The sequence below is a fragment of the Bradyrhizobium sp. WSM4873 genome (assembly GCF_055811355.1).
This window is the reverse complement of sequence record NZ_JBVVPS010000026.1, coordinates 74,203-94,036: the sequence shown is the minus strand read 5'-3', so window position 1 is coordinate 94,036 and position 19,834 is coordinate 74,203. Positions and strand designations below refer to the sequence as shown.

The window sequence follows — 19,834 nt, the reverse complement described above, 5'->3', positions numbered from 1 at the left end:
GGCTGGCGCGCCCCAAGGCGCCGAACGGCCGAAAAGAGAGGAACACATGCCGGGTGCAGCCCTTCCCAGCGCTCCCTCGATTCCGACCGCACCCGTCGCCTCAGCCGTTCTCGACCGCTTGCGGGCCATCGTCGGCGACAAAGGCCTGATCCTCGACGAACCAGACAAGCTGCCCTTCGTGACCGACTGGCGCGGCACGCTGGCGGGGCAGGCCGCGGCGGTCGTGCGTCCGGCCAGCACCGCGGAAGTCTCCGCTGTCGTCAAGCTCTGCTACGACAACGGCATTGCCATCGTTCCGCAAGGTGGCAACACCGGCCTGATGGGCGGCGCTACGCCGTGGCCCATGCACCGCGGCATCGTGCTGTCGCTCGGTCGCATGAACCAGGTGCTGGATGTCGATCCCGTCGGCTACGCCATGACCGTGGAGGCAGGCTGCATCCTCGAGACGCTTCAGGACACAGCCGCGCGCCACGACCGCCTCTTTCCGCTCAGCCTCGGTGCTCAGGGCTCGTGCATGATCGGAGGCAATCTGTCCACCAATGCCGGCGGCGTGCAGGTGCTGCGTTATGGCAATGCGCGAAATCTGGTGTTGGGTCTGGAGGTCGTGCTGGCTAATGGCGATGTCTGGGAGGGCCTGCGCGCACTCAAGAAGGACAACACCGGCTATGACCTCAAGCATCTGTTCATGGGCGCCGAAGGGACGCTCGGCATCATCACCAAGGCGGTGCTGAAACTCTGGCCGGCGCCGAAAGACGTATGCACGGCATGGCTTGCAATCCGCGATCCCAAGGCCGCCATCGACCTTCTGTCGGAGGCGCATGCCGCTTCCGATGACAATGTCGGTTCCTGCGAGCTCATCAGCCGTGCGTGCACCGACATGGTGCTGCGCCACATTCCCGGCACCCAGGATCCTCTCAAGGCTGAGACCGAATGGTATCTCCTTCTCGAATGGTCGTCGGCCCGGCCACGGCAGGACGGCGGCACGGGCATGTCGGACAGGATGGAGCAGTTCCTGGCCGACCACCTCGAGGCGGGCCGGGTGCTGGATGCGGTGATCGCGCAAACCGAAGCGCAGTCGCGCAACATGTGGCGAATTCGCGAGAGCGTGGCCGAGGCATCGCGCACAGAAGGGCCGGGCTTGAGCTACGACGTGTCCGTCGCGGTCTCCAGGATCCCCGAGTTTATCGACAGCGGTCTTGATGCCGTGCTCGCCATCCTGCCGACGATCCGCCCCTATCCGCTCGGCCATATCGGAGACGGCAATGTGCACTTCTCCTTCATGGGTCCGAAGGGCATGGACCTCGATACGCTGTCCCAGTATTCCGCGGCAATCACACGGGCCGTCAACGACCTCGTCACCTCCATGGGCGGCTCGATCTCGGCGGAACATGGCATCGGCATCGAGAAGCTCGACGAGCTCCAGCACTATCGCTCCCGGACCGAGCTCGACATCATGCGCACGATCAAGCGAGCGCTCGATCCCAAGAACATCATGAATCCGGGCAAGGTACTTCGTCTCGATTGAGCCGCTACCGCCTCGAGCTCGGTGCTTCCGAACGCTCGGCGCTTCCAGAGACGGGTGCCGCAGATTGGCCGGGCCAAACAGGCCCGGGAGCGCGAATCATGCCGTTTCGCGGCCGAAAGGCAGCTTTATTCCCGCCTTGGATGCTTTAAGGAAGGGACAGGATCAGGTCGCACCCGCCCGGGAGCGGTGCTAGACCCTGATCCAGGAACAATGGGACGGGGCCGGTATGGCACGTCCACAAGGATGAAGGATTTGAGGCAATGATCCAGACCGTTGGCATCATCGGGGCAGGGACCATGGGGAACGGCATCGCGCAGATTTGTGCCGCGGCCGGGCTTTCGGTCGTGATGGTCGATATTTCCGATGCGGCAGTGAACCGCGGGATTTCGACGGTTGGCGGCAGCCTCGAGCGCCTGGTCAAGAAGGAGAAGATGTCGGCGGCCGATCGCGACGCCACGCTCAAGCGCATCACCGGCACCACGGACCGCGCCAAGCTCGTCGATTGCGATCTCGTCATCGAGGCCGCGACCGAGAACGAGGAACTCAAGGTCAAGATCCTGAAGGATCTCTGCGCGACGCTGTCACCGCGCACGCTGCTCGCCACGAACACCTCGTCGATCTCGATCACGAAGCTCGCCGCGGCGACCGACCGGCCCGACCGCTTCATCGGCATGCACTTCTTCAATCCGGTTCCGGTCATGGCGCTGCTGGAGCTCATCCGCGGCTTGCAGACCTCCGACGACACCCACGCCAAGGCGCTCGATTTCGCCAAGCGCGTCGGCAAGGTGGCGATCACGGCCAAGAACAGCCCCGGCTTCGCCGTCAACCGCATCCTGTGCCCGATGATCAACGAGGCGATCTTCGCGCTGCAGGAGGGGATTGCGACGGCAGAAGAGATCGATGCCGGCATGAAGCTCGGCTGCAACCATCCGATCGGACCGTTGGCGCTCGCCGATCTCGTCGGGCTCGACACCATGTTGTCGGTGATGGAGGTCTTTTACAAAGGCTTCAACGACCCCAAATACCGTCCGGCCCCCTTGCTCAAGGAAATGGTCGACGCCGGCCATCTCGGCCGCAAGACGGGGCAGGGCTTCTACACCTACAGCGCCTGACAATGGCGCGGGCGGCGGGCGTTGCGTGCTCGCCGCCAGACCCCGCGATTTGCGCTGCGACAAAGACGCCGCGCGCAATCGGCCCGACAATGTCGAACGGGCGGCCTGCGGGAACAACGGAACGGATAACAAGGGACATGTCGGATCGACTGAAGGCCGAGCGCGAGGCGGCGGCCGCGCGGCGGAATTTGCTGACCCAGGATGCAATCGAGCGCACGGGGATCACCGAAGAGATGATCGGGGAACTCGTGACCCGTTTCTACGGGCGCGTGCGCGAGGATGAGTTGCTGGGGTCGGTGTTCGTGATCGTTCAGAATTGGGACGAGCATCTGGCCAAGCTCCGGGATTTCTGGTCGTCGGTCGTGCTGATGAGCGGCCGCTACCATGGTTCGCCGATGCGGGCGCATATGCCACTGAACTTGGTCGGGGATCATTTCGACCGCTGGCTAGATCTGTTCGAACAGACCGCGCGCGAGGTCTGCCCGCCGCAGGCAGCCGCGCTGTTCATCGACAGAGCGCGCCGCATCGCCGACAGCTTTGAGATGGCATCGGCAACCTTGGCCGGCCGTATCGCGTCGCCGCGTCACGTGCTCCGCTCCTAGAATACAAAATGCCTGCCTGAGAAACGCGCAAGCCGCACTGATGGCGCTATGGTTCGCGCCGAGCGTCGGCGCATTGCACCAATACCAATAGCATTAACCTGATCTGCAAAATCATCATGCCGGTCGCGCAGCGTGACGTTGCAATTAAAAAAATGCGCGAAAATGCGGGTGTTCGAGTTCAATCAGTGCGAGCATAACCGTGTGATGCACTGCGGGAAAAAATCTTTGCCTTTTTTTCGGCAGAGTTCCAGCGCCTGCTTGTGAACATGTCGCGTGCATCGTTCAACCCATCCTCTTCATCCTCCGACAACACAGCGGAATCCGAAGCTGACGCGTGCACGGAGCAAACCCGGCGGGCGCTGTTGATGAGCGCGCTGGCCACGACGGCGTGCCTCGCCTGTTCCACGCAGGTCCACGCGAGCGAGGATGCGCCCGGCTCCGACGAGCGGCCTCAGAAGGGCGATCTGCTCGTATTCTCCGAAGGCGATCAGGAGGGAAAGCCCGTCACCGCGGCCGCTCTGTCGGCCGGCGGACCGCCGGTGCATGCCTGGCCGAAAGATCCGAAGACATCGGTCGTGCGCAGCGCCTCGCGCCTCAACGAGATCCTGATTATCCGGCTCGACCCCGCGGAGCTCGACGAGCAGACGAAAGCGCGCGCTGTCGACGGCATCATCGCCTATTCGGCAATCTGCTCGCATGCCGGCTGTCCCGTCACGGCGTGGGTGAAGAGCGATGTCGGTGACAAGGAAGTGCTCAAATGCATGTGCCACAACTCCGAATACGATCCTCGCGCGGGCGCGCAGGTCGTGTTCGGGCCGGCGCCGCGACGGCTCGCTGCGCTGCCGCTGGCGCTGGCTGACGGCTCGCTCAACGTCGCCGGAAACTTCGTCGGAAAGGTAGGTGGCGCGCAGCCGGGATGATGGGCGTGCGGGTTGTGCCCGCGTCATGAGAGACCGCATCCGCCGATGGGCGGACGACGGGACGAACGACAAGAATTCAAAACAAGAATTCAAACGAATGAAAAAAGGGGAACGCCATGACCAGGAAGCAGTGGTTACTGTCCGGCTTCGTCGCCTTCACATGTCTTGCCTCGACCGCCGCCATATCAGGCCCGGTCGAGAACTACGCGCCGGTCACGGCGCAGCGGTTGGAAAACCCGGAGCCCGCCAACTGGATGCTTTACCGGCGGACCTATGACGGGCAGGGCTACAGCCCGCTCGACCAGATCAACACCTCGAATGTTAAGAACCTCACCCCGGTCTGGACCTTCGCGACCGGCGTCGTCGAAGGTCACGAAGCGCCGCCGATCGTCAACAACGGCGTGATGTTCGTTGCGACCCCGATGGGGCAGGTGATCGCGCTGAACGCCAAGACCGGTGACGAGTATTGGCGCTACAAGCGGCAGCTCCCCGACGATCTATTCCAGCTGCATCCGACCAGCCGCGGCGTCGGCCTCTGGGAGGACAAGCTCTATCTTGCCACCACCGACGACCATGTCGTCGCGCTCGACGCCAAGACCGGCAAGGTGGTGTGGGACACCAAGGTGCAGGACTACAAGAAGGGCCAGTACATGACCCTGATGCCGCTGATCGTCGACGGCAAGGTCATCGTGGGTGGCTCCGGCGGCGAGTTCGGCGTGCGCGGCTATGTCGCCGCCTATGATGCCAAGGACGGCAAGGAGCTGTGGCGGACCTATACCATTCCCGGGGAAGGCGAACCCGGCCACGACACATGGCAGGGCGAGGATTGGAAGAACGGCGGCGGCTCGGCCTGGATGACCGGCAATTACGACAAGGACACCAAGACGATCTATTGGGGCGTCGGCAACGCCGCGCCGTGGCCCGGCGAGATGCATCCCGGCGACAATCTCTATACCTCCTCCGTGCTCGCGCTCGATCCGAACACCGGCAAGATCAAGACCTATCACCAGTATCACCAGAACGATTCCTGGGACTGGGACGAGGTCGAAGCGCCGATGTTGATCGACCTGCAACGCGACGGTCGCAACATCAAGAGCCTGGTCCATCCGGGACGCGATGCGATCTTCTGGATACTCGAGCGCACACCGACCAAAATCAACTACGTCGCCGGCTGGCCGTTCGTCTCCACCGACGTCTGGAAGGGCATCGACGCCGAGAGCGGCAGGCCGATCGTCGATCCCGCGCACAAGCCGATGGTCGGCAAGCGCGTGGAGTTCTGTCCGTCGCTGTGGGGCGGCAAGGATTGGCCGTCCGCGGCCTACAGCCAGAAGACCGGCCTCGTCTACGTGCCCGCCAACGAGAATTTCTGCGGCGGGTTCACCGGCGAGAAGGTTCCGCTCAAGCCCGGCGAGCTCTGGCTCGGCACCAAGCCGGAGGACATCGGCCTGAAGACGAAGCCGGGTGCCGATCATTTCGGCGAGCTCCAGGCTTGGGATCCCGCCACGGGCAAGAAGGTGTGGCAGCACAACTTCCCCAAGTCGCAGCTGTTCGGATCGGTGACGGCGACCGCAGGCGATCTCGTCTTCGTGGGCGGCACCAACGACCGCAACTTCCGCGCCTTCAACGCGAAGTCCGGCGAGCTGCTCTGGGAGCAGAAGACCAACTCCGGCATCATGGGCATGCCGGTGTCCTATGAGATCGACGGCACGCAATACATCGCGATCCAGTCGGGATGGGGCGTGGATGCGCAGCGCATCCAGGATGCACTCGTGACCAACGATATCGGCATCGAAGCCAACGTGCCGCAGGGCGGCGTGATCTGGGTGTTCGCGCTGAAGAAGTAAGCTCCGCTGGCGGATCGAAAGAAGCGGAGTGTCAGGGGGCAAATGCGGCGGACGGCAACGTCCGCCGCATTTTGCGTCGGCGTTGTCCCTTCTCCCCTTGCGGAGAAGGTGGCGCGAAGCGCCGGATGAGGGGTTCTATCCGCGCATCTCAATATGCGAGACCCGCGCAGGCATACCCCTCACCCAAGCGGGGTCGTGGCAACCGGCGTCGCTGCCCTCTCCCGCAAGGGGAGAGGGCGTATCGATGCGCTTCGGCGAAGAAGTAGAGCCGATAATCACGGCGTCAAAATGCCGATGCGCAGATCGCTACTTCCCCTCGCGCTCGACCTTGTCCTTTGCCTTCTGGTTCATCTCGCGAACCTTGGGATCGGGATTGTGCTGCCCGGTGGTCTGGCTGGTCGAGGGCGGCGTGGCATTGGTGTTAGGGAGAGAGTTCTGGTCCGGCGTGCTGGGGCGCGTCGCCGTTGTCGGCGGCGTGGTGTTGCTCTGGGCGTATGCGCCAGTGGCCGTCAAAAGAAAGGCGCTCGACAGCAACGAGACTGCGAGCGCCTTTGAGATATGGGTCATCGATCTGCTCCTGTCAGATCGATGCAAACGGCGCGAGGCCGCCTTGTGTTCCCGCCTTTACGCTTCCAATTGCTTGCCGAGCGGAAGGCTGCGGATGCGCTTTCCGGTCGCGGCGAAGATGGCGTTCATCAGCGCCGGCGCGAATGGCGGGACGCCGGGCTCGCCCACGCCGCTCGGCGGGGTGTCGGGTGCGGGCGGCACGATGTAGACATTGGTCACCGCAGGGGATTCGTCGATCCTGAGGACCTGGAAGTCGTCGAAGTTCTTCTGCTGCACCTTGCCGTCCTTGAAGGTGATCTCGCCGTATTTGGCGAGACTGAGCCCCATGATCGCCGCGCCCTCGATCTGGGAGGCGATGCGCTCGGGGTTGACATAGGTGCCGCAGTCGATGGCGGTGTCCACCCGCGGCACCGTCAGCTTGCCCTTGTCGTCGACGGCCACCTCGACGATGGTCGCGATATAGCTGACGAAGCTGCGGTGCACGGCGATGCCGAGGCCATGGCCTTTCGGCACTTGACGGCCCCATTCGCCCTTCTCGGCGACCAGCTCGACCACCTTGCGCAGGCGCGCGGTGTCGATCGGATAGCTGTCCAAGGGCTCGCCGTAGTTCCACATGTCCTTCACAGCAGGCTTGACGATGCGCGGGCTGCCGATCAGCGCGAGCAGCGTCTCCTTCTGGTCGCGGCCGGTCGCATGGGCGATCTCGCCCACCATCGACTGGACCGCAAACGCGCGCGGGATGTTCGAGACCGAGCGGTACCAGCCGATGCGGGTGAACGCCGCGGCCTCGGGGTTCTCGCAGGAGATGTTGGCGATCTCGAAGGGCATGTCGACGAGGCCCATGCCGAGCTCGAAAGGCGCCTGGTGCTTTGCACCTGCCGCAAACGTCGAGCCGATGCTCGGGGCCACGCTGCGATGGCGCCAAGCGACCACTTTTCCGCTCTTGTCGAGCCCCGCCTCGATCCGTTCCACGGAGACCGTGTGCAGGAAATCGTGGCGGACGTCGTCCTCGCGCGTCCACTGCACCTTGACGGGCACGCCGAGCTCCTTCGACAGCAGCGCGGCCTCGAGCGCGAAGTCGCATTTCGACTTGCGGCCGAAGCCGCCGCCGAGCAGCGTGACGTTGACCGTGACGTTGCCCTCGGGAATGCCGAGCGTCTTCGCGACGTCCTCGCGCGTACTGCCCGGGCTCTGCACCGGCGCCCAGATCTCCGCCTTGTCACCCTTGACGTCGGCGACTGCCACCGGTGGCTCCATGCTGACATGGGCAAGATGCGGCAGATAATATTCGCCGACGACGACCTTGTCGGCGCCCTTCAGAGCAGCCTCGGCGTCGCCTTCCTGGCGCACCACAAGACCCGGCTTGCGCGAGGCCTCCTCGAGCTCCTTGCGGTAGGCGACGGAATCGTATTTGCCGTTGGCGCCGTCGTCCCAGGTCAGCTTCAGCGCGTCGCGGCCCTTGATCGCCGCGCCGGTGTTGCGCGCGATCACGGCAACGCCGCCGAGCGGCTGGAATTTCGACGGCCACGGCCAGCCGCGCACCTGCATCACCTTCTCGACACCGGGGACCTTCAACGCCGCGTCCGGATCGAACTTGACCAGTTTGCCGCCGGTCACCGGCGGGCGCGCGATCACGGCATACTTCATGCCAGGCAGCCGCACGTCGGCGCCGTAACGCGCCTTGCCGGTGGTGATGTCGTGGAGATCGACGATGCCGATCTGGCCCTTGCCGAGATAGCGGAAGTCCTTGGGGTCCTTCAGCTTGAGCCCTTCGATGCTCGGCACCGATTCCTTGGCGGCATCGGCTGCGAGCTCGCCGAAGCCAAGCTTGCGGCTCGTCGCGCTGTGGACGACCTCGTGATTGACGGCCTTGACCTCGGTTGCCGGCACACCCCAGCGTTTCGCGGCGGCTTGCTCCAGCATGGTGCGGGCGGAGGCACCGATCTGGCGCATCGGCATCAAATAATGCCGCGTGCTGCGCGAGCCGTCGGTGTCCTGGTTGCCGAACTTGACCTCGTCGCCATGGGCCTGTTCCACCTTGACCCGCGACCAGTCGGCTTCCATCTCCTCGGCCACGATCAGCGGCAGGCTGGTGCGCACGCCGGTGCCCATTTCGGCGCGGTGGGCGAGGATGGTGACGGTGCCGTCGGGTGCGACCGCGACGAACACGCGCGGATCGACCACGACGCCGTGCGGCATCTTGCCGGCGCCGGTCTCGTAGGCGAACGCCTGGCGCGACATCACGGGCGCCGCGAGCACGAAGCCGCCGGTGATGCCGAGCCCCTTCAGGATGCTGCGGCGCGAAACCTTCTCGACCCTGATGTTCTTCTCAAAGCCACGAAGCTTCTTCGGGTTGTCGATGAAATTCATGTCACACTCCCGTCGATGCGAGATGGACCGCATTCTCGATGCGCTGGTAGCAGCCGCAGCGGCAGATGTTGCCGGACATCGCTTCGCGGATCTGGTCGTGCGACGGCTTTGGGTTGTCCATCAGCAGCGCAGCCGCCTGCATGATCTGGCCCGCCTGGCAGAAGCCGCATTGGGGAACGTTGACTTGGCGCCAGGCCTTCTGCACCGGGTGATCACCGTTCGGATGCAGTCCCTCGATCGTCGTAACCTCGCGGCCGGCGACGTCGTTGATCGACGTGATGCAGGCGCGCACGGCTTCCTTGTCGACGATGACGGTGCAGGCGCCGCACAGGGCCTGGCCGCAGCCGAACTTGGTGCCGGTCAGCCCGACTTCGTCGCGCAGGAACCAGAGTAGCGGGAGATCCGGGTCGCCGTCCCAGCTCTGTTCCTGGCCATTGATCTTCACCTTGATCATGATCGTCCCTCGCTCTTCATAAGCTTGTTGATTTCAGATTTTCCAGATGCCGGTCGGTGCAATGTCCGCTGCGCGGCGTCGCATTCCAGCGGTCATCCCGCGCGGGCAGATCCCGGCAGGAATCAGGAATGCCAATGTCATGTCCGGATGTGTTCGATACCTCCCGTCTTGTTCTTGATTATTGAATTCGCGCGGCATCGTCACGTCGCGATCTTAGCAAGGATCGCTTCGGTCTAGCATTCACAGCCAAGTGTTCTCTAGTCAGCTGTTCTCGATGGGAAAAGATTGCAACGAAGGTTTGTCAAAAGCAGGGCGCCGCATCACGCCGCGCGCCTCTCGAGATGGGCACACTAAAAAAGCTTCGTCCGCCAGAAGACCTGTGCGGACGAAGCAGGATGCCTCAGTCGAGGGAGGGAGAAACGCAGGCGCAGCGGACTTCAAGCAGGAAGCCGGCAGCCCTGCGCAGTCATTCAGAGACCAGGACTGAGGGAGCTCGCGGCCCCCACACAAGCGCAATCGAGAAGCGGCGGCATCGCCGCGATTGTCCCGGGCCGGCTCCGTCCGCTCGCTGGGTGTGGTGGAACCAGCGAGCGGGCGGGGCGCGGCAAACGTCAGGCGGCCTTTTGCCTAGGCGGCCTTTGCTCAGGCGGCCTTGGCCTTCGCTACATGGGTTGCGATCGCGTCCATTAGCGCCGGCGACAGGCAGTCATAGGGCTCAAGTCCGAGCTCTTTGAACCGAGCCCGTATTGCGCCCATCTGCTCCGGCTTCACGCCCGATTCGATCACCGACGAGACGAAGGCGGCGAATTGCGGCGCCTGCGAACCCTGTTCCTGGAACAGTTCAGGGTGGATGAAGTCGAGGCCGTAGAACGGGTGACCCTTGTTCTCAATGCGGCCGTACATGTGCGTGCCGCAGGCCTTGCAGGCGTAGCGCTGGATCACCGCCGACGGATCGACGATCTGGAGCTTGTCGCCGTTCTCGAGCACGGTGACGTTCTGGCGGGGTACCACGGCGACGACGGAGAAATTCGCGCCCTGCGGTTTCCAGCATTTGGTGCAGCCACAGGCATGGTTATGCGCGACGTCGCCCTTGACGGCGACCTTGACCTGATGGTCGCTGCATTTGCAGGCGAGTGTGCCGCCGGCGAAGGTGCCGCTGCCCTGTTTGATGCCGTTATCGATCGAGGGATGGAGTGCAACAGTCATGGGTCGATCCTCCTTGGGGTGACGCTTTTCGAGCTAGAACACGACGACTGAACGGATCGATTTACCCTCATGCATCAAGTCGAAGCCTTTGTTGATGTCTTCGAGCTTGAGCGTGTGGGTAATCATCGGGTCGATCTGGATCTTTCCGTTCATGTACCAGTCGACGATCTTCGGCACGTCGGTGCGGCCCCGCGCGCCGCCGAAGGCGGTGCCGCGCCAGTTTCGCCCGGTGACGAGCTGGAACGGGCGGGTCGCGATCTCCTTGCCGGATTCGGCAACGCCGATGATGATCGAGGTCCCCCAGCCACGATGGCAGGCTTCCAGCGCCTGGCGCATCACTGTGGTGTTGCCGGTGCAGTCGAAGGTGTAGTCGGCGCCGCCGTCGGTCAGGGTCACGAGATGCGGGACGATGTCGCCGGTGATCTTCTTGGGATTGACGAAATCGGTCATGCCGAACCGGCGTCCCCATTCCTCCTTGGAGTCGTTGATGTCGACGCCGATGATCTTGTCCGCGCCAGCCATCTTGGCGCCCTGGATCACGTTCAGGCCGATGCCGCCGAGGCCGAACACGACCACGTTGGAGCCCGGCTCGACCTTGGCGGTGTTGACGACGGCACCGACGCCGGTGGTGACGCCGCAGCCGATGTAGCAGCTCTTGTCGAACGGCGCGTCCTCGCGGATCTTGGCGACCGCGATCTCCGGCAGCACAGTGAAGTTCGAGAAGGTCGAGCAGCCCATGTAGTGGTAGATCGGCTTGCCCTTGTAGGAGAAGCGGCTGGTACCGTCGGGCATCACGCCCTTGCCCTGCGTCGCGCGGATCGCGGTGCAGAGATTGGTCTTCTGGCTAAGGCAGCTTTTGCATTGCCGGCATTCCGGCGTGTAGAGCGGGATGACATGGTCGCCCGGCTTCACCGAGGTCACGCCAGGACCGATCTCGCGGATGATGCCCGCGCCCTCATGCCCCAGGATCGACGGGAAAATTCCCTCGCTGTCGAAGCCATCGAGCGTGTAGGCGTCGGTATGGCAGATGCCCGTCGCCTTGATCTCGACCAGGACTTCGCCGACCTTTGGTCCTTCCAGATCGACTTCGACGATCTCGAGCGGCTTCTTGGCTTCGAAAGCGACGGCGGCACGTGTCTTCATCTTAAACTCCTCAAATTCCAGCAGGGCGCCAGGAATCAGGTCCTGGTCGGGCTCCGCACGTTCACTTCTTGCCCATGCACGAATCTTCGTTCTTGGTATAGGCGTCGTTCTTGTCCTCGTGCTTGCCGGGTCTTGTGCGGCCCCAGGCCTCGTTGGAGCGGGCGCGCAGATAGACGTAGAGATCGTCCATGTAGCAGGCGACGTTCGGGTTATCGCCGAAGGCCGGCATCACGTTCTCTGCGGCAGTCGAGATGTTCTTGCGGCCGGAGGCGACGACGCCGAGAAAGTCGGCATAGCTCATCGTCTTCAGCGAATCCTTGAGCGCCGGGGCGTAGGTCGAGCCCATGCCATCCGGGCCGTGACACACATGGCAGTCCGAGTGATAGCGGCGGTATCCGGAATAGGTGTACCAGTCGACGGATCCGTCAGTGATCTTGTAGGTCGGGTTGCCTTCCTTGTCGGACCATTCGCCGGTTTCGTTCTGCTTGACGGCGGTCGGGTCACCTGAGCCGTCCGCGACGGCAATTTCCCCGGACGCGACCAAGAACATCGCAGCAATGGCAGAGCAGATTTTACGCAAGAGATTTTCCTCGGAAGGCCTTCGGTGAGACGAGCCGGCGCGTGGAGTTGATCCACGCGCCGGAGCGATGCTGAGAGGTCTAGTTGGGCAGCGAGAACACGGTCAGCGTACCGCCGAGTGCCGTGTAGTTGCTGAGCGCCGCGTAGCCACCGACTGCGCCGAGACCGGCGGTCGGATCGGTCAGGCCTGCGGCCAGACCGATGCCGGCCCAGCCACCCACGCCGGAGAGCACTGCGATATACTGCTTGCCGCCGTTCTCATAGGTGGTGACGTTGCCGATGATGCCGGAGGGAGTCTTGAACTTGTAGAGCTCCTTGCCGGTCTTGGCGTCGACTGCCTTCAGGTAGCCTTCGAGCGTTCCGTAGAACACCACGTTGCCTGCGGTTGCGAGCGCACCCGACCAGACCGAGAACTGCTCCTTGTTCGACCAGACGATCTTGCCGGTCTTGCCGTCCCAAGCGATGAAATTGCCCATGTGGGTTTCACCCTGCGGCGGATACATCGAGAGCGTCGCACCCACATAGGGCTGGCCCGCGGTGTAGCTCACCTTGAACGGTTCGTAGTCCATGCAGACGTGGTTGGTCGGAACGTAGAACAGCTGCGTGTCCGGCGAGTAGGCTGCCGGCTGCTCGTCCTTGGTGCCGAGCGCGGCCGGGCAGATGCCCTTCACGTTGTGGTCCTCGCCCGCCTTGTCGGTCGAAGCTGCGTCGAGCACCTTCGGGCGGCCGTAGGTCGGCGAGTTCTTGTCCATGTCGACGCCGGAGGTCCAGTTCACCTTCGGATCGTACTTTTCAGCGACCAGGAGCTCGCCGGTGACGCGATCGAGCGTGTAGCCGAGGCCGTTACGATCGAAGTGCGTCAGCAGCTTGCGCGGCTGGCCGTTGATGGCCTGGTCCGAGAGGATCATCTCGTTGACGCCGTCATAGTCCCACTCGTCGTGGGGCGTCATCTGATAGACCCACTTGGCAACGCCAGTATCCGGGTTGCGAGCCCAAATCGTCATCGACCATTTGTTGTCGCCGGGACGCTGTTTGGGGTTCCAGGTCGAGGGATTGCCCGATCCGTAGTAGACGAGATTCAGCTCGGGATCGTAGGAGATCCAGCCCCAGGTGGCGCCGCCACCGATCTTCCACTGATCGCCTTGCCAGGTCTTGAGACTGGAGTCCTTGCCGACCGGCTTGCCGAGCGCGGTGGTCTTCTCGGCGTCGACCAGAATCTGGTTATCCGGCCCTTCCGAGTAGCCACGCCACGCCAGCTTGCCGGTTTTGATGTCGTAGGCGGTCATATGCGCCTGAACACCGAACTCGCCGCCAGAGATACCGATCAGCACCTTGTCCTTGACGACCATGGGAGCCGAAGTGCCGGTCTCGCCCTTGCTGGCGTCGCCGTTCTTCGCGGTCCATGCCACCTGACCGCTCTTGGCATCGAGCGCGACGAGCGTGGTGTCGGCCTGATGCAGGAAGATCTTGCCGTCGCCATAGGCCAAACCGCGGTTGACCGTATCGCAGCACATCACCGGGATGACATTCGGATCCTGCTTCGGCTCGTACTTCCAGACGATCTTGTTCTCGTTGGAAAGGTCAATAGCATAGACCTTGTTCGGGAACGGCGTGTGGACGTACATCATGTTGCCGATGATCAGCGGGCCGCCTTCGTGGCCGCGCAGCACGCCAGTCGAGAAGGTCCAGGCCACCTGGAGCTTGCCTACGTTTTGTGCGTTGATCTGGTTCAGCTTGGAATAGCGGGTGTTGGCATAGTCGCCCGTCGGCATCACCCAGTCTTTCGGGTTCTGCGACATCTTGAGCACTTCGTCGTTGGCCGACGCGCTGCCGACGGCGAGAGCCGCCGCGGAGCCGAGATAGGCCGCGAGTAGTACCTTGCGCATAGTCATTCCTCCATTGGTCTCGTTTATTTTTTCCGAAGCATTGCTAATCGCCGGGCTTTTCGTCCGGCGTCTGCTCGTGCAGGGCGGTCACGATTGGGACCAGAAACGATGCTGTGGTGTTTCCTCCTCCTGATGAGAGCCACGGGTCCACGTGCGGAGCGGCCCGTTCTTGTTGTTCCTGATACAATCCCTAACGACTTCGTTATCGGGAAACTTGCCCAAGAGAGAAGCTGGTTTGCTTGACAGCGCACGGGTCGGAAGTTTTTGATTTTGCAGTAGCGAATTCAGCGGCTTCCTCAACGCTTTGGGAGCGCCTTCAACGCTCAGGTTCCCCTTGACGGCGCTGCAACTAAGGCGGAGGATTAACTTTCAAGGGTGGCAATGGAACGATGGCGCTCGTTCTAGAAGATCGCTCAAAATCGAGGTAAACGTCACGCAATCACGGTTCAGGGCTCCGGCAGCGCGGCTCGCGATTCGCGTCAAATCTCCGGATCAAACCAGTGGCTGGATTAATGTCCGACACGATTCACACGCTCTCGACGACGGGAATGACGCCGAAACGTCAGATCCAAAGCTGGATCGACGGGCTGACCAGCCTGTGTGGGCATTTCGACGTCGATCCGCTCGAAGCGTCCTCGCTCGAGGGCCGCATCGACTACACCAGCGTCTCGCGCCTGAAGCTCTGCCAGATCGAGGTCAGCCAGCATCGCATCGCGCACACGCTGGCGCGCGCCAAGGCCAATGAACACCCGTATATCAAGATCCACTTCCAGACTTACGGTGTGTCTTATTTCGAGCAGGAAGGCCGCCACATCGAGCTGAACCCGGGCGACATCATTGCCTATGACGTCTCCTGTCCACATTCGATCATCAGCCCCGCTTTCACGCGCCACGACGTGGTGATCGTGCCGAAGGCGCTGCTGCGCGACCGCGGATTCCCGTCGCAGCGAATGCCCGCCTGCAAATTGACCTCACGCACGGGGACGGGGCGCATCGCCCATGATTTCGTGCATGCGACCTTCGACGAGGCGGCCAAGCTGTCGGCGAACAGTGCGGTCGGCGTGGCCGATTCGCTGATCGACCTCTTGCTGCTGCCGCTGCGTGAGGCCGACACGATGCTCGATCGCGTCGGGCCCGAAGCGACCTATGTGCGCGCGCAGTTCTTCATCCGCGAGCATTTGCGCGATCCGGATCTGTGCATCGACCAGATTTCCGGCGAGCTCGGCTGCTCCAAGCGCTATCTGCACATGCTGTTCTCGGAGCGCGGCACCACGGTGAGCGACTACATCTGGCAGGCGCGTCTTCAGAATTGCCGCCAGGAGCTCGAGGCCCACGCCGGCAAGACCATCACCGACGTCGCGTTCTCCTGGGGCTTCTCCAGCTCATCGCATTTCAGCCGGGTGTTCCGGAAATATTTCGGCGTGGTGCCGTCCTCGATCCACAAGGCGCAACAGGGCGCGGTTGCGGCGGACGAGCACTAGGCAAACGCCAGGTTCGGCGTCGACGACGACGGTTGACCCTCACGCGCCCGCGATGTCTCTCACGCCGATATGGCGATGTAGGGAATGCTTGTCAGGAGAGCGGCGAGCAGCACTGCATTGCCCAGCATTCCGCTCCAATGGAGCCGGCGCAGCCGGCGCGGGGCCTCGGCATCGCCGGCGTCCCTGGCGCTGAGCTGTTCGTCCATCCGTTGCATGAACCCGCGGCGTCCGTAGATCGCCAAGGCTGCAAGGAGGCCGACGCCCATTGCGGCGACCAGACGACCGTCGAGCAGGAAAGCGACCGCTCCGATGATTCCGGCAACGCGCATCACCAGAAAATGGGCATTGAACATTCCGCGCAAAAGCTGGGCGACGGGCTGGATATCTAGCCTCACCAGCAGGAAGGCCGGAGACGCCAGCGTGAAATAGCCCATCGGAAAGAGCAGGATGATCATGACGGCTACGGCGACGCCATCCGGTGTCATGGGATCGGCCTTTCTCGTCCGCGCCGGCGAGACCTTCCCGCCAGCGTCGCACAATCATAGCGGGAAAATACGTTTCCGGCACCAGGCTTTGATCGGATGCCGCGCCGCGAAGGGCGTCTTGCCTCGCGGTTCAGGCGGGCTCAAGGCCGAGCGACCGCGCGCTCTCGATCCAGATCGGCAGCTCGCGCCGATACAGCGCGTTGGTTTCGTTGAAGCCGATCGCGGGTTCGAGCACGAACGTGTTGAGCACCTCCTTCACCTTCGGATCGCCGTTGGCAGCCACGCAAAGCTCTGCCAGGCGGTCGACAACCGGCTGCGGTGTCGCTTTCGGCACGGCCCAACCGGAGAAGCCGCTGACGGTGAAGAATTTCGACGTCGCGCCCTGCTCGGGGAGGGTCTTGATATCAGGGATCGCGTCGACCTTCTTCGAATGCACCGCGAACACGGTGCCACGGTCGCTCTGCAAAACCGATTGCGCTGCCGTGTAGCTGCCCATGGCCACATCGAGCGTACCTTCCAGCATGCCCGTCCACATCGGGGCTTCGCCGCGATAGTGGATCGGCTCGATGGCAAGGCCATACTGCTTGTTGAGTTCGTGGACCGTCATATGCGGGGCCGAGCCCGCGCTATAGGTGCCGAAGTTGACCTTGCCGCTCTTGCGCGCAAAGGCGACGAAATCCTCCAGCGTCTTGACGCCGGTTTTCGGGTTCGCCACCAGCAGGAGGCCGGCGCCCGGAATGACGCTGACGAGCGTCAAATCCTTGTCCATGTCGTAGCCCGGAGTCTTCATCACAACCCGGTTCATGATGTAGGTGGTCGAGATCGAACACAGGATGGTGTGGCCGTCGGGCTCCGCGCGGGCGACCTCCGCCGTCCCGATCGCGCCCGCGGCACCGGGCTTGTTCTCGACGACGACGGTCTTTCCGACCTGCTTGGAAATGAATTCACCATAGGCGCGCGCGAGCAGATCGGTCTGTCCGCCGGCGGGATAGCTGCAAATCATGCGGATCTGCCGCGATGGCCACGCAGCTTGCGCCGAGGCGCCGCGCGAGACGAAAGGCATCGCGAGTGTGCTGGTGCCGGCGGCGATGAAGTGGCGGCGATCGAGTTTTGCGGACATGATTCTCTCCCGGATTGTCACCGACGGTACTGCATCGGGTCGTCTCTGCCATGGGCGGCAGGCGAGACAGATTGGCGCATTCGAAGGGTCGCGCTGTGCCTATTCGCGCGTCATCCGGACAATCGCACTTTTCGCATGACACGTAGCCAGACGATTTCGGTCAGCGCTACCGCAAGCAAGCCGAAGCTGCCGCCGATCAGCACGTTGACGATGCGCTCCTCCGCGATGCCGCTGGCGCTGCCGGCGAAGGAAGCGGCCAGCGCGATGAAGAAGCAGCGCAGGCCGAAGCCGACGATGTAGCGGGAGAACGAGATCAGCGTGAGGGTGGCCGCGAGAACCGCGAGCGCATAGCCGACCCGGCTTTGCGGCAGAACCATGCCGGCAAGGAAACCGAGCGGCACGCCGGCGACGGCGCCGATCGCCCGCTGCTTCAGCTTGCCGGTCGAAGCGGCGAGATCGCCGACCACGACGCTTGCGGCCGACCACATCACCCATTGGCCCTGCGCGAGATCGAGGATCTCGACCAGCGCCGCCGCAGTGAACACCGCAAGGGCGGTTGCCCCCGCGGGCGCAAACCACTCGGCCGCGGGTGGTCCGAACGAACTCGCGGCATCGCCGCACCGTCGCCGGTCGTAAATCCGGATGGCGCAGACCAGAGCCAGCGCGATCGGAGATTGACACGATGATCATGCCGGCATGGCGCAGGGCTTCCGAGGCGCTCACGCCCTCCCGCACCTCGCAGGCAAGATACACGGCGGGGATGAACACCCAATTCCCGAGCGTGCGGAAATGTTCGCCATAGCGCGTTACCGCGACCGCAAGGAATCCGGCAAGCGCCGTCAGCACTGCGAATAGCGGCTTGATCGGGCTCGCGAGGAACAGCGCGGCAAAGGTGAGGAGGATGGCGAGATAATGCCACGCGACGACTTTCGGCGGCAGGTGCAGCCTGAGTGCGGGAATGAGCAACGAGACCGCGATCAATCCGAGATTCAGCAGCGCCGTCTCGCGCGCGATGAAATAGGCGGCGACCATCGGGCCGACGACGATCAGCGCCCGCACCAGCTCGCCGGTCTTGATTTCCCGGGCGAGGAGGTCGCGCAGGCTTGCGGCGGAAGGATTCACGATGCCACCAAAGGACCGTATGAAAACGGCGGCATCATAGGGTGCAGAATGTCGCCGAGCCAGCCATGGTTGTAGCGGGCCCATCGCCGACCACTTTATCCGTCATTCCGGGAGCCGGACGCTCCGGTCACCGCTGAATGATCTTCATCCAGACGTCGCCGAGGATCGCAGGCTCACGCGGCGGCAGATAGGTCAGCCCCGCCTGCCTGCCGAATTCGGCGATCTTGCCCTCGGCGGTAAGCCCGCTCAGCGCCTTGTTGACGGCGTCGATCAGCGCGGGATCGCTGACCAGCCCGACATAGCCGCGATTGGCGCCGATCGGATAGTAGTAGCCGGACGCGGTGATCGCCGTATCGGGGTTCGTAGCGCGATGGGCGTCGAGGCGGCCGAGGTCGATCAGCGTCGCGTCATAGTCGCCGCGGGCAAGTGCACCGAGGAGATCATCGCGGCCGGGGACGAGATGCGTGATGTCGTCGATCAGGCGCCCCTTGTCGAAGGTCATGAGGATCGCATCGCCGAGCGAGCCGCTCTCGATCACGAGGCGCAGGCCGGCGAGGTCGCCAATGTCGTCGATCTTGCGACCCCGCGCCTTCGGTCCGAGCACGACCGTCATCGGCGAGTAGACATAGGGCTGGCTTGGCGCGAGCACGCCGAGCGCGACGCGGCGGCGCCTGTCGTCGCGCGTGGCGCCGGCAAAATCCGGCAGGCGCGCCGTTTTCATGCCGGGCTTGACGAGGGAGTCCGTCGTCAGTGCGTAGCTGCCGACGAGCGAGCAGCGCCCGTCGGACAGCAGCGCATTGGCCTCGAGCTGCGGGCTCGAATCCTCGTCCAGCTTGCTCTCGAACCACTGGATCGTCAGCGGCCGTCCGAGCCGGTCGGCGATCGCTTGCGCCAGCAGCACGTCGAAACCCGAGCCCGGCTTGCCCTTGTGATGCACCGACAACGGTGGCCGGTCCTCGTCGAGACAAATCTTCAGCGGGTCGTCAGTCGCGCGCGCGGTCGTAGTCGCCGCCGCGAGGATCGCGGCAATGCCCCACACGGCCAGCCAGCGCCTCATGGTTTTCTCCGGCTCGAGATGAAGGCCCAGAGATTCCCGATCTCCTCGTCGCTGAGAATGTCGGCCCAGGGCGGCATCCTGTTGTTCTTGCCGTTCTTCACGGTGGTGACGAAGCGCGTCTTGTCGTCGGGGAAGGCGCGCAGGTCCGGCGTGATGGTGCCGGGGTTCATCATGTTGGGGCCGTGGCAGTGCGAGCATTTCTCCGCATAGGTCGACTTGCCGTGGTCGATCTGCGCCTGCACGGGATTGCCGGTTGAATCATCGGCGGCACGAACGGTCGCCGCAAGCGCGACCGTCAGCACCGCGACGGTGGCGAGGATCGCCACCGTCTTGTGAGATAGCTTTCTCAGCATCGTGCCGT

General features: G+C 63.4%; 20 protein-coding genes. 7 read left to right on the top strand and 13 right to left on the bottom strand.

The window, feature by feature from the left end:
• The first annotated feature begins 46 nt into the window (after positions 1 to 46).
• From AC0L21_RS28320 to AC0L21_RS28300, 5 genes are all read left to right on the top strand, one after another.
• On the top strand, positions 47 to 1,525 hold the full coding sequence (locus AC0L21_RS28320) for an FAD-binding oxidoreductase (protein ID WP_473264960.1): 1,479 nt from the start codon (positions 47 to 49) through the stop codon (positions 1,523 to 1,525).
• 260 nt (positions 1,526 to 1,785) lie between these two features.
• On the top strand, positions 1,786 to 2,637 hold the full coding sequence (locus AC0L21_RS28315) for a 3-hydroxybutyryl-CoA dehydrogenase (protein ID WP_473250896.1): 852 nt from the start codon (positions 1,786 to 1,788) through the stop codon (positions 2,635 to 2,637).
• A gap of 137 nt (positions 2,638 to 2,774) precedes the next feature.
• Positions 2,775 to 3,239, top strand: coding sequence for a group III truncated hemoglobin (locus AC0L21_RS28310; protein WP_473264959.1), 465 nt, complete (start codon positions 2,775 to 2,777; stop codon positions 3,237 to 3,239).
• 266 nt (positions 3,240 to 3,505) lie between these two features.
• Positions 3,506 to 4,159, top strand: coding sequence for a QcrA and Rieske domain-containing protein (locus AC0L21_RS28305; protein ID WP_473264958.1), 654 nt, complete (start codon positions 3,506 to 3,508; stop codon positions 4,157 to 4,159).
• Positions 4,160 to 4,275: 116 nt separating this feature from the next.
• Positions 4,276 to 6,003 (top strand): methanol/ethanol family PQQ-dependent dehydrogenase, encoded by a 1,728-nt coding sequence (locus tag AC0L21_RS28300; RefSeq protein WP_473264957.1) that lies wholly within the window; start codon positions 4,276 to 4,278, stop codon positions 6,001 to 6,003.
• A 306-nt stretch (positions 6,004 to 6,309) separates the two neighbouring features.
• Here AC0L21_RS28300 and AC0L21_RS28295 read toward each other — a convergent pair whose 3' ends face one another.
• The 8 genes from AC0L21_RS28295 to xoxF5 all read right to left on the bottom strand — a co-directional run bounded on the left by AC0L21_RS28295 (position 6,310) and on the right by xoxF5 (position 14,208).
• A complete protein-coding gene (locus AC0L21_RS28295) occupies positions 6,310 to 6,570 on the bottom strand; it encodes a hypothetical protein (RefSeq protein WP_473264956.1) in 261 nt (86 codons plus the stop codon).
• A gap of 57 nt (positions 6,571 to 6,627) precedes the next feature.
• Entirely contained in the window at positions 6,628 to 8,940 is a 2,313-nt protein-coding gene (locus AC0L21_RS28290; RefSeq protein ID WP_473264955.1) for a xanthine dehydrogenase family protein molybdopterin-binding subunit, read from the bottom strand.
• A 1-nt stretch (position 8,941) separates the two neighbouring features.
• Positions 8,942 to 9,394 carry a (2Fe-2S)-binding protein gene (locus AC0L21_RS28285; protein WP_473264954.1) on the bottom strand — a complete coding sequence of 151 codons (453 nt, stop codon included), beginning with the start codon at positions 9,392 to 9,394 and terminating at the stop codon, positions 8,942 to 8,944.
• 33 nt (positions 9,395 to 9,427) lie between these two features.
• Positions 9,428 to 9,598 (bottom strand): hypothetical protein, encoded by a 171-nt coding sequence (locus AC0L21_RS28280; protein WP_473264953.1) that lies wholly within the window; start codon positions 9,596 to 9,598, stop codon positions 9,428 to 9,430.
• 438 nt (positions 9,599 to 10,036) lie between these two features.
• Positions 10,037 to 10,600, bottom strand: a complete 564-nt coding sequence (gene gfa / locus AC0L21_RS28275; RefSeq protein WP_473264952.1) for an S-(hydroxymethyl)glutathione synthase — start codon at positions 10,598 to 10,600, stop codon at positions 10,037 to 10,039.
• A 33-nt stretch (positions 10,601 to 10,633) separates the two neighbouring features.
• Positions 10,634 to 11,743 (bottom strand): S-(hydroxymethyl)glutathione dehydrogenase/class III alcohol dehydrogenase, encoded by a 1,110-nt coding sequence (locus tag AC0L21_RS28270; protein ID WP_027566533.1) that lies wholly within the window; start codon positions 11,741 to 11,743, stop codon positions 10,634 to 10,636.
• Positions 11,744 to 11,804: 61 nt separating this feature from the next.
• Complete coding sequence (locus AC0L21_RS28265; RefSeq protein WP_473264977.1) at positions 11,805 to 12,293, bottom strand: c-type cytochrome, methanol metabolism-related; 489 nt, start codon at positions 12,291 to 12,293, stop codon at positions 11,805 to 11,807.
• A gap of 109 nt (positions 12,294 to 12,402) precedes the next feature.
• Positions 12,403 to 14,208 carry a lanthanide-dependent methanol dehydrogenase XoxF5 gene (gene xoxF5 / locus AC0L21_RS28260; protein WP_473264951.1) on the bottom strand — a complete coding sequence of 602 codons (1,806 nt, stop codon included), beginning with the start codon at positions 14,206 to 14,208 and terminating at the stop codon, positions 12,403 to 12,405.
• Positions 14,209 to 14,720: 512 nt separating this feature from the next.
• Here xoxF5 and AC0L21_RS28255 point away from each other — a divergent pair.
• Entirely contained in the window at positions 14,721 to 15,689 is a 969-nt protein-coding gene (locus AC0L21_RS28255; protein ID WP_007601369.1) for a helix-turn-helix domain-containing protein, read from the top strand.
• A gap of 59 nt (positions 15,690 to 15,748) precedes the next feature.
• Here AC0L21_RS28255 and AC0L21_RS28250 read toward each other — a convergent pair whose 3' ends face one another.
• The 3 genes from AC0L21_RS28250 to AC0L21_RS28240 all read right to left on the bottom strand — a co-directional run bounded on the left by AC0L21_RS28250 (position 15,749) and on the right by AC0L21_RS28240 (position 17,839).
• Entirely contained in the window at positions 15,749 to 16,174 is a 426-nt protein-coding gene (locus AC0L21_RS28250) for a hypothetical protein (RefSeq protein WP_473264950.1), read from the bottom strand.
• 130 nt (positions 16,175 to 16,304) lie between these two features.
• On the bottom strand, positions 16,305 to 17,294 hold the full coding sequence (locus tag AC0L21_RS28245) for a Bug family tripartite tricarboxylate transporter substrate binding protein (RefSeq protein WP_473264949.1): 990 nt from the start codon (positions 17,292 to 17,294) through the stop codon (positions 16,305 to 16,307).
• A gap of 110 nt (positions 17,295 to 17,404) precedes the next feature.
• The gene (locus AC0L21_RS28240) at positions 17,405 to 17,839 is read right to left on the bottom strand and encodes an FUSC family protein (protein WP_473264948.1); all 435 of its coding nucleotides are present in this window, start codon (positions 17,837 to 17,839) and stop codon (positions 17,405 to 17,407) included.
• A gap of 367 nt (positions 17,840 to 18,206) precedes the next feature.
• Between AC0L21_RS28240 and AC0L21_RS28235 the strand changes: the two genes are divergently transcribed.
• Positions 18,207 to 18,491 carry a hypothetical protein gene (locus AC0L21_RS28235; RefSeq protein ID WP_473264947.1) on the top strand — a complete coding sequence of 95 codons (285 nt, stop codon included), beginning with the start codon at positions 18,207 to 18,209 and terminating at the stop codon, positions 18,489 to 18,491.
• A 52-nt stretch (positions 18,492 to 18,543) separates the two neighbouring features.
• On the opposite strand, the gene AC0L21_RS28230 is transcribed toward AC0L21_RS28235, so the two are convergent.
• Both AC0L21_RS28230 and AC0L21_RS28225 read right to left on the bottom strand, forming a co-directional pair.
• Entirely contained in the window at positions 18,544 to 19,473 is a 930-nt protein-coding gene (locus AC0L21_RS28230; RefSeq protein WP_473264946.1) for a substrate-binding periplasmic protein, read from the bottom strand.
• Positions 19,470 to 19,826 (bottom strand): c-type cytochrome, encoded by a 357-nt coding sequence (locus AC0L21_RS28225; protein WP_473264945.1) that lies wholly within the window; start codon positions 19,824 to 19,826, stop codon positions 19,470 to 19,472. The genes AC0L21_RS28230 and AC0L21_RS28225 overlap by 4 nt, the downstream gene beginning before the upstream one ends.
• Positions 19,827 to 19,834 lie beyond the last annotated feature (8 nt).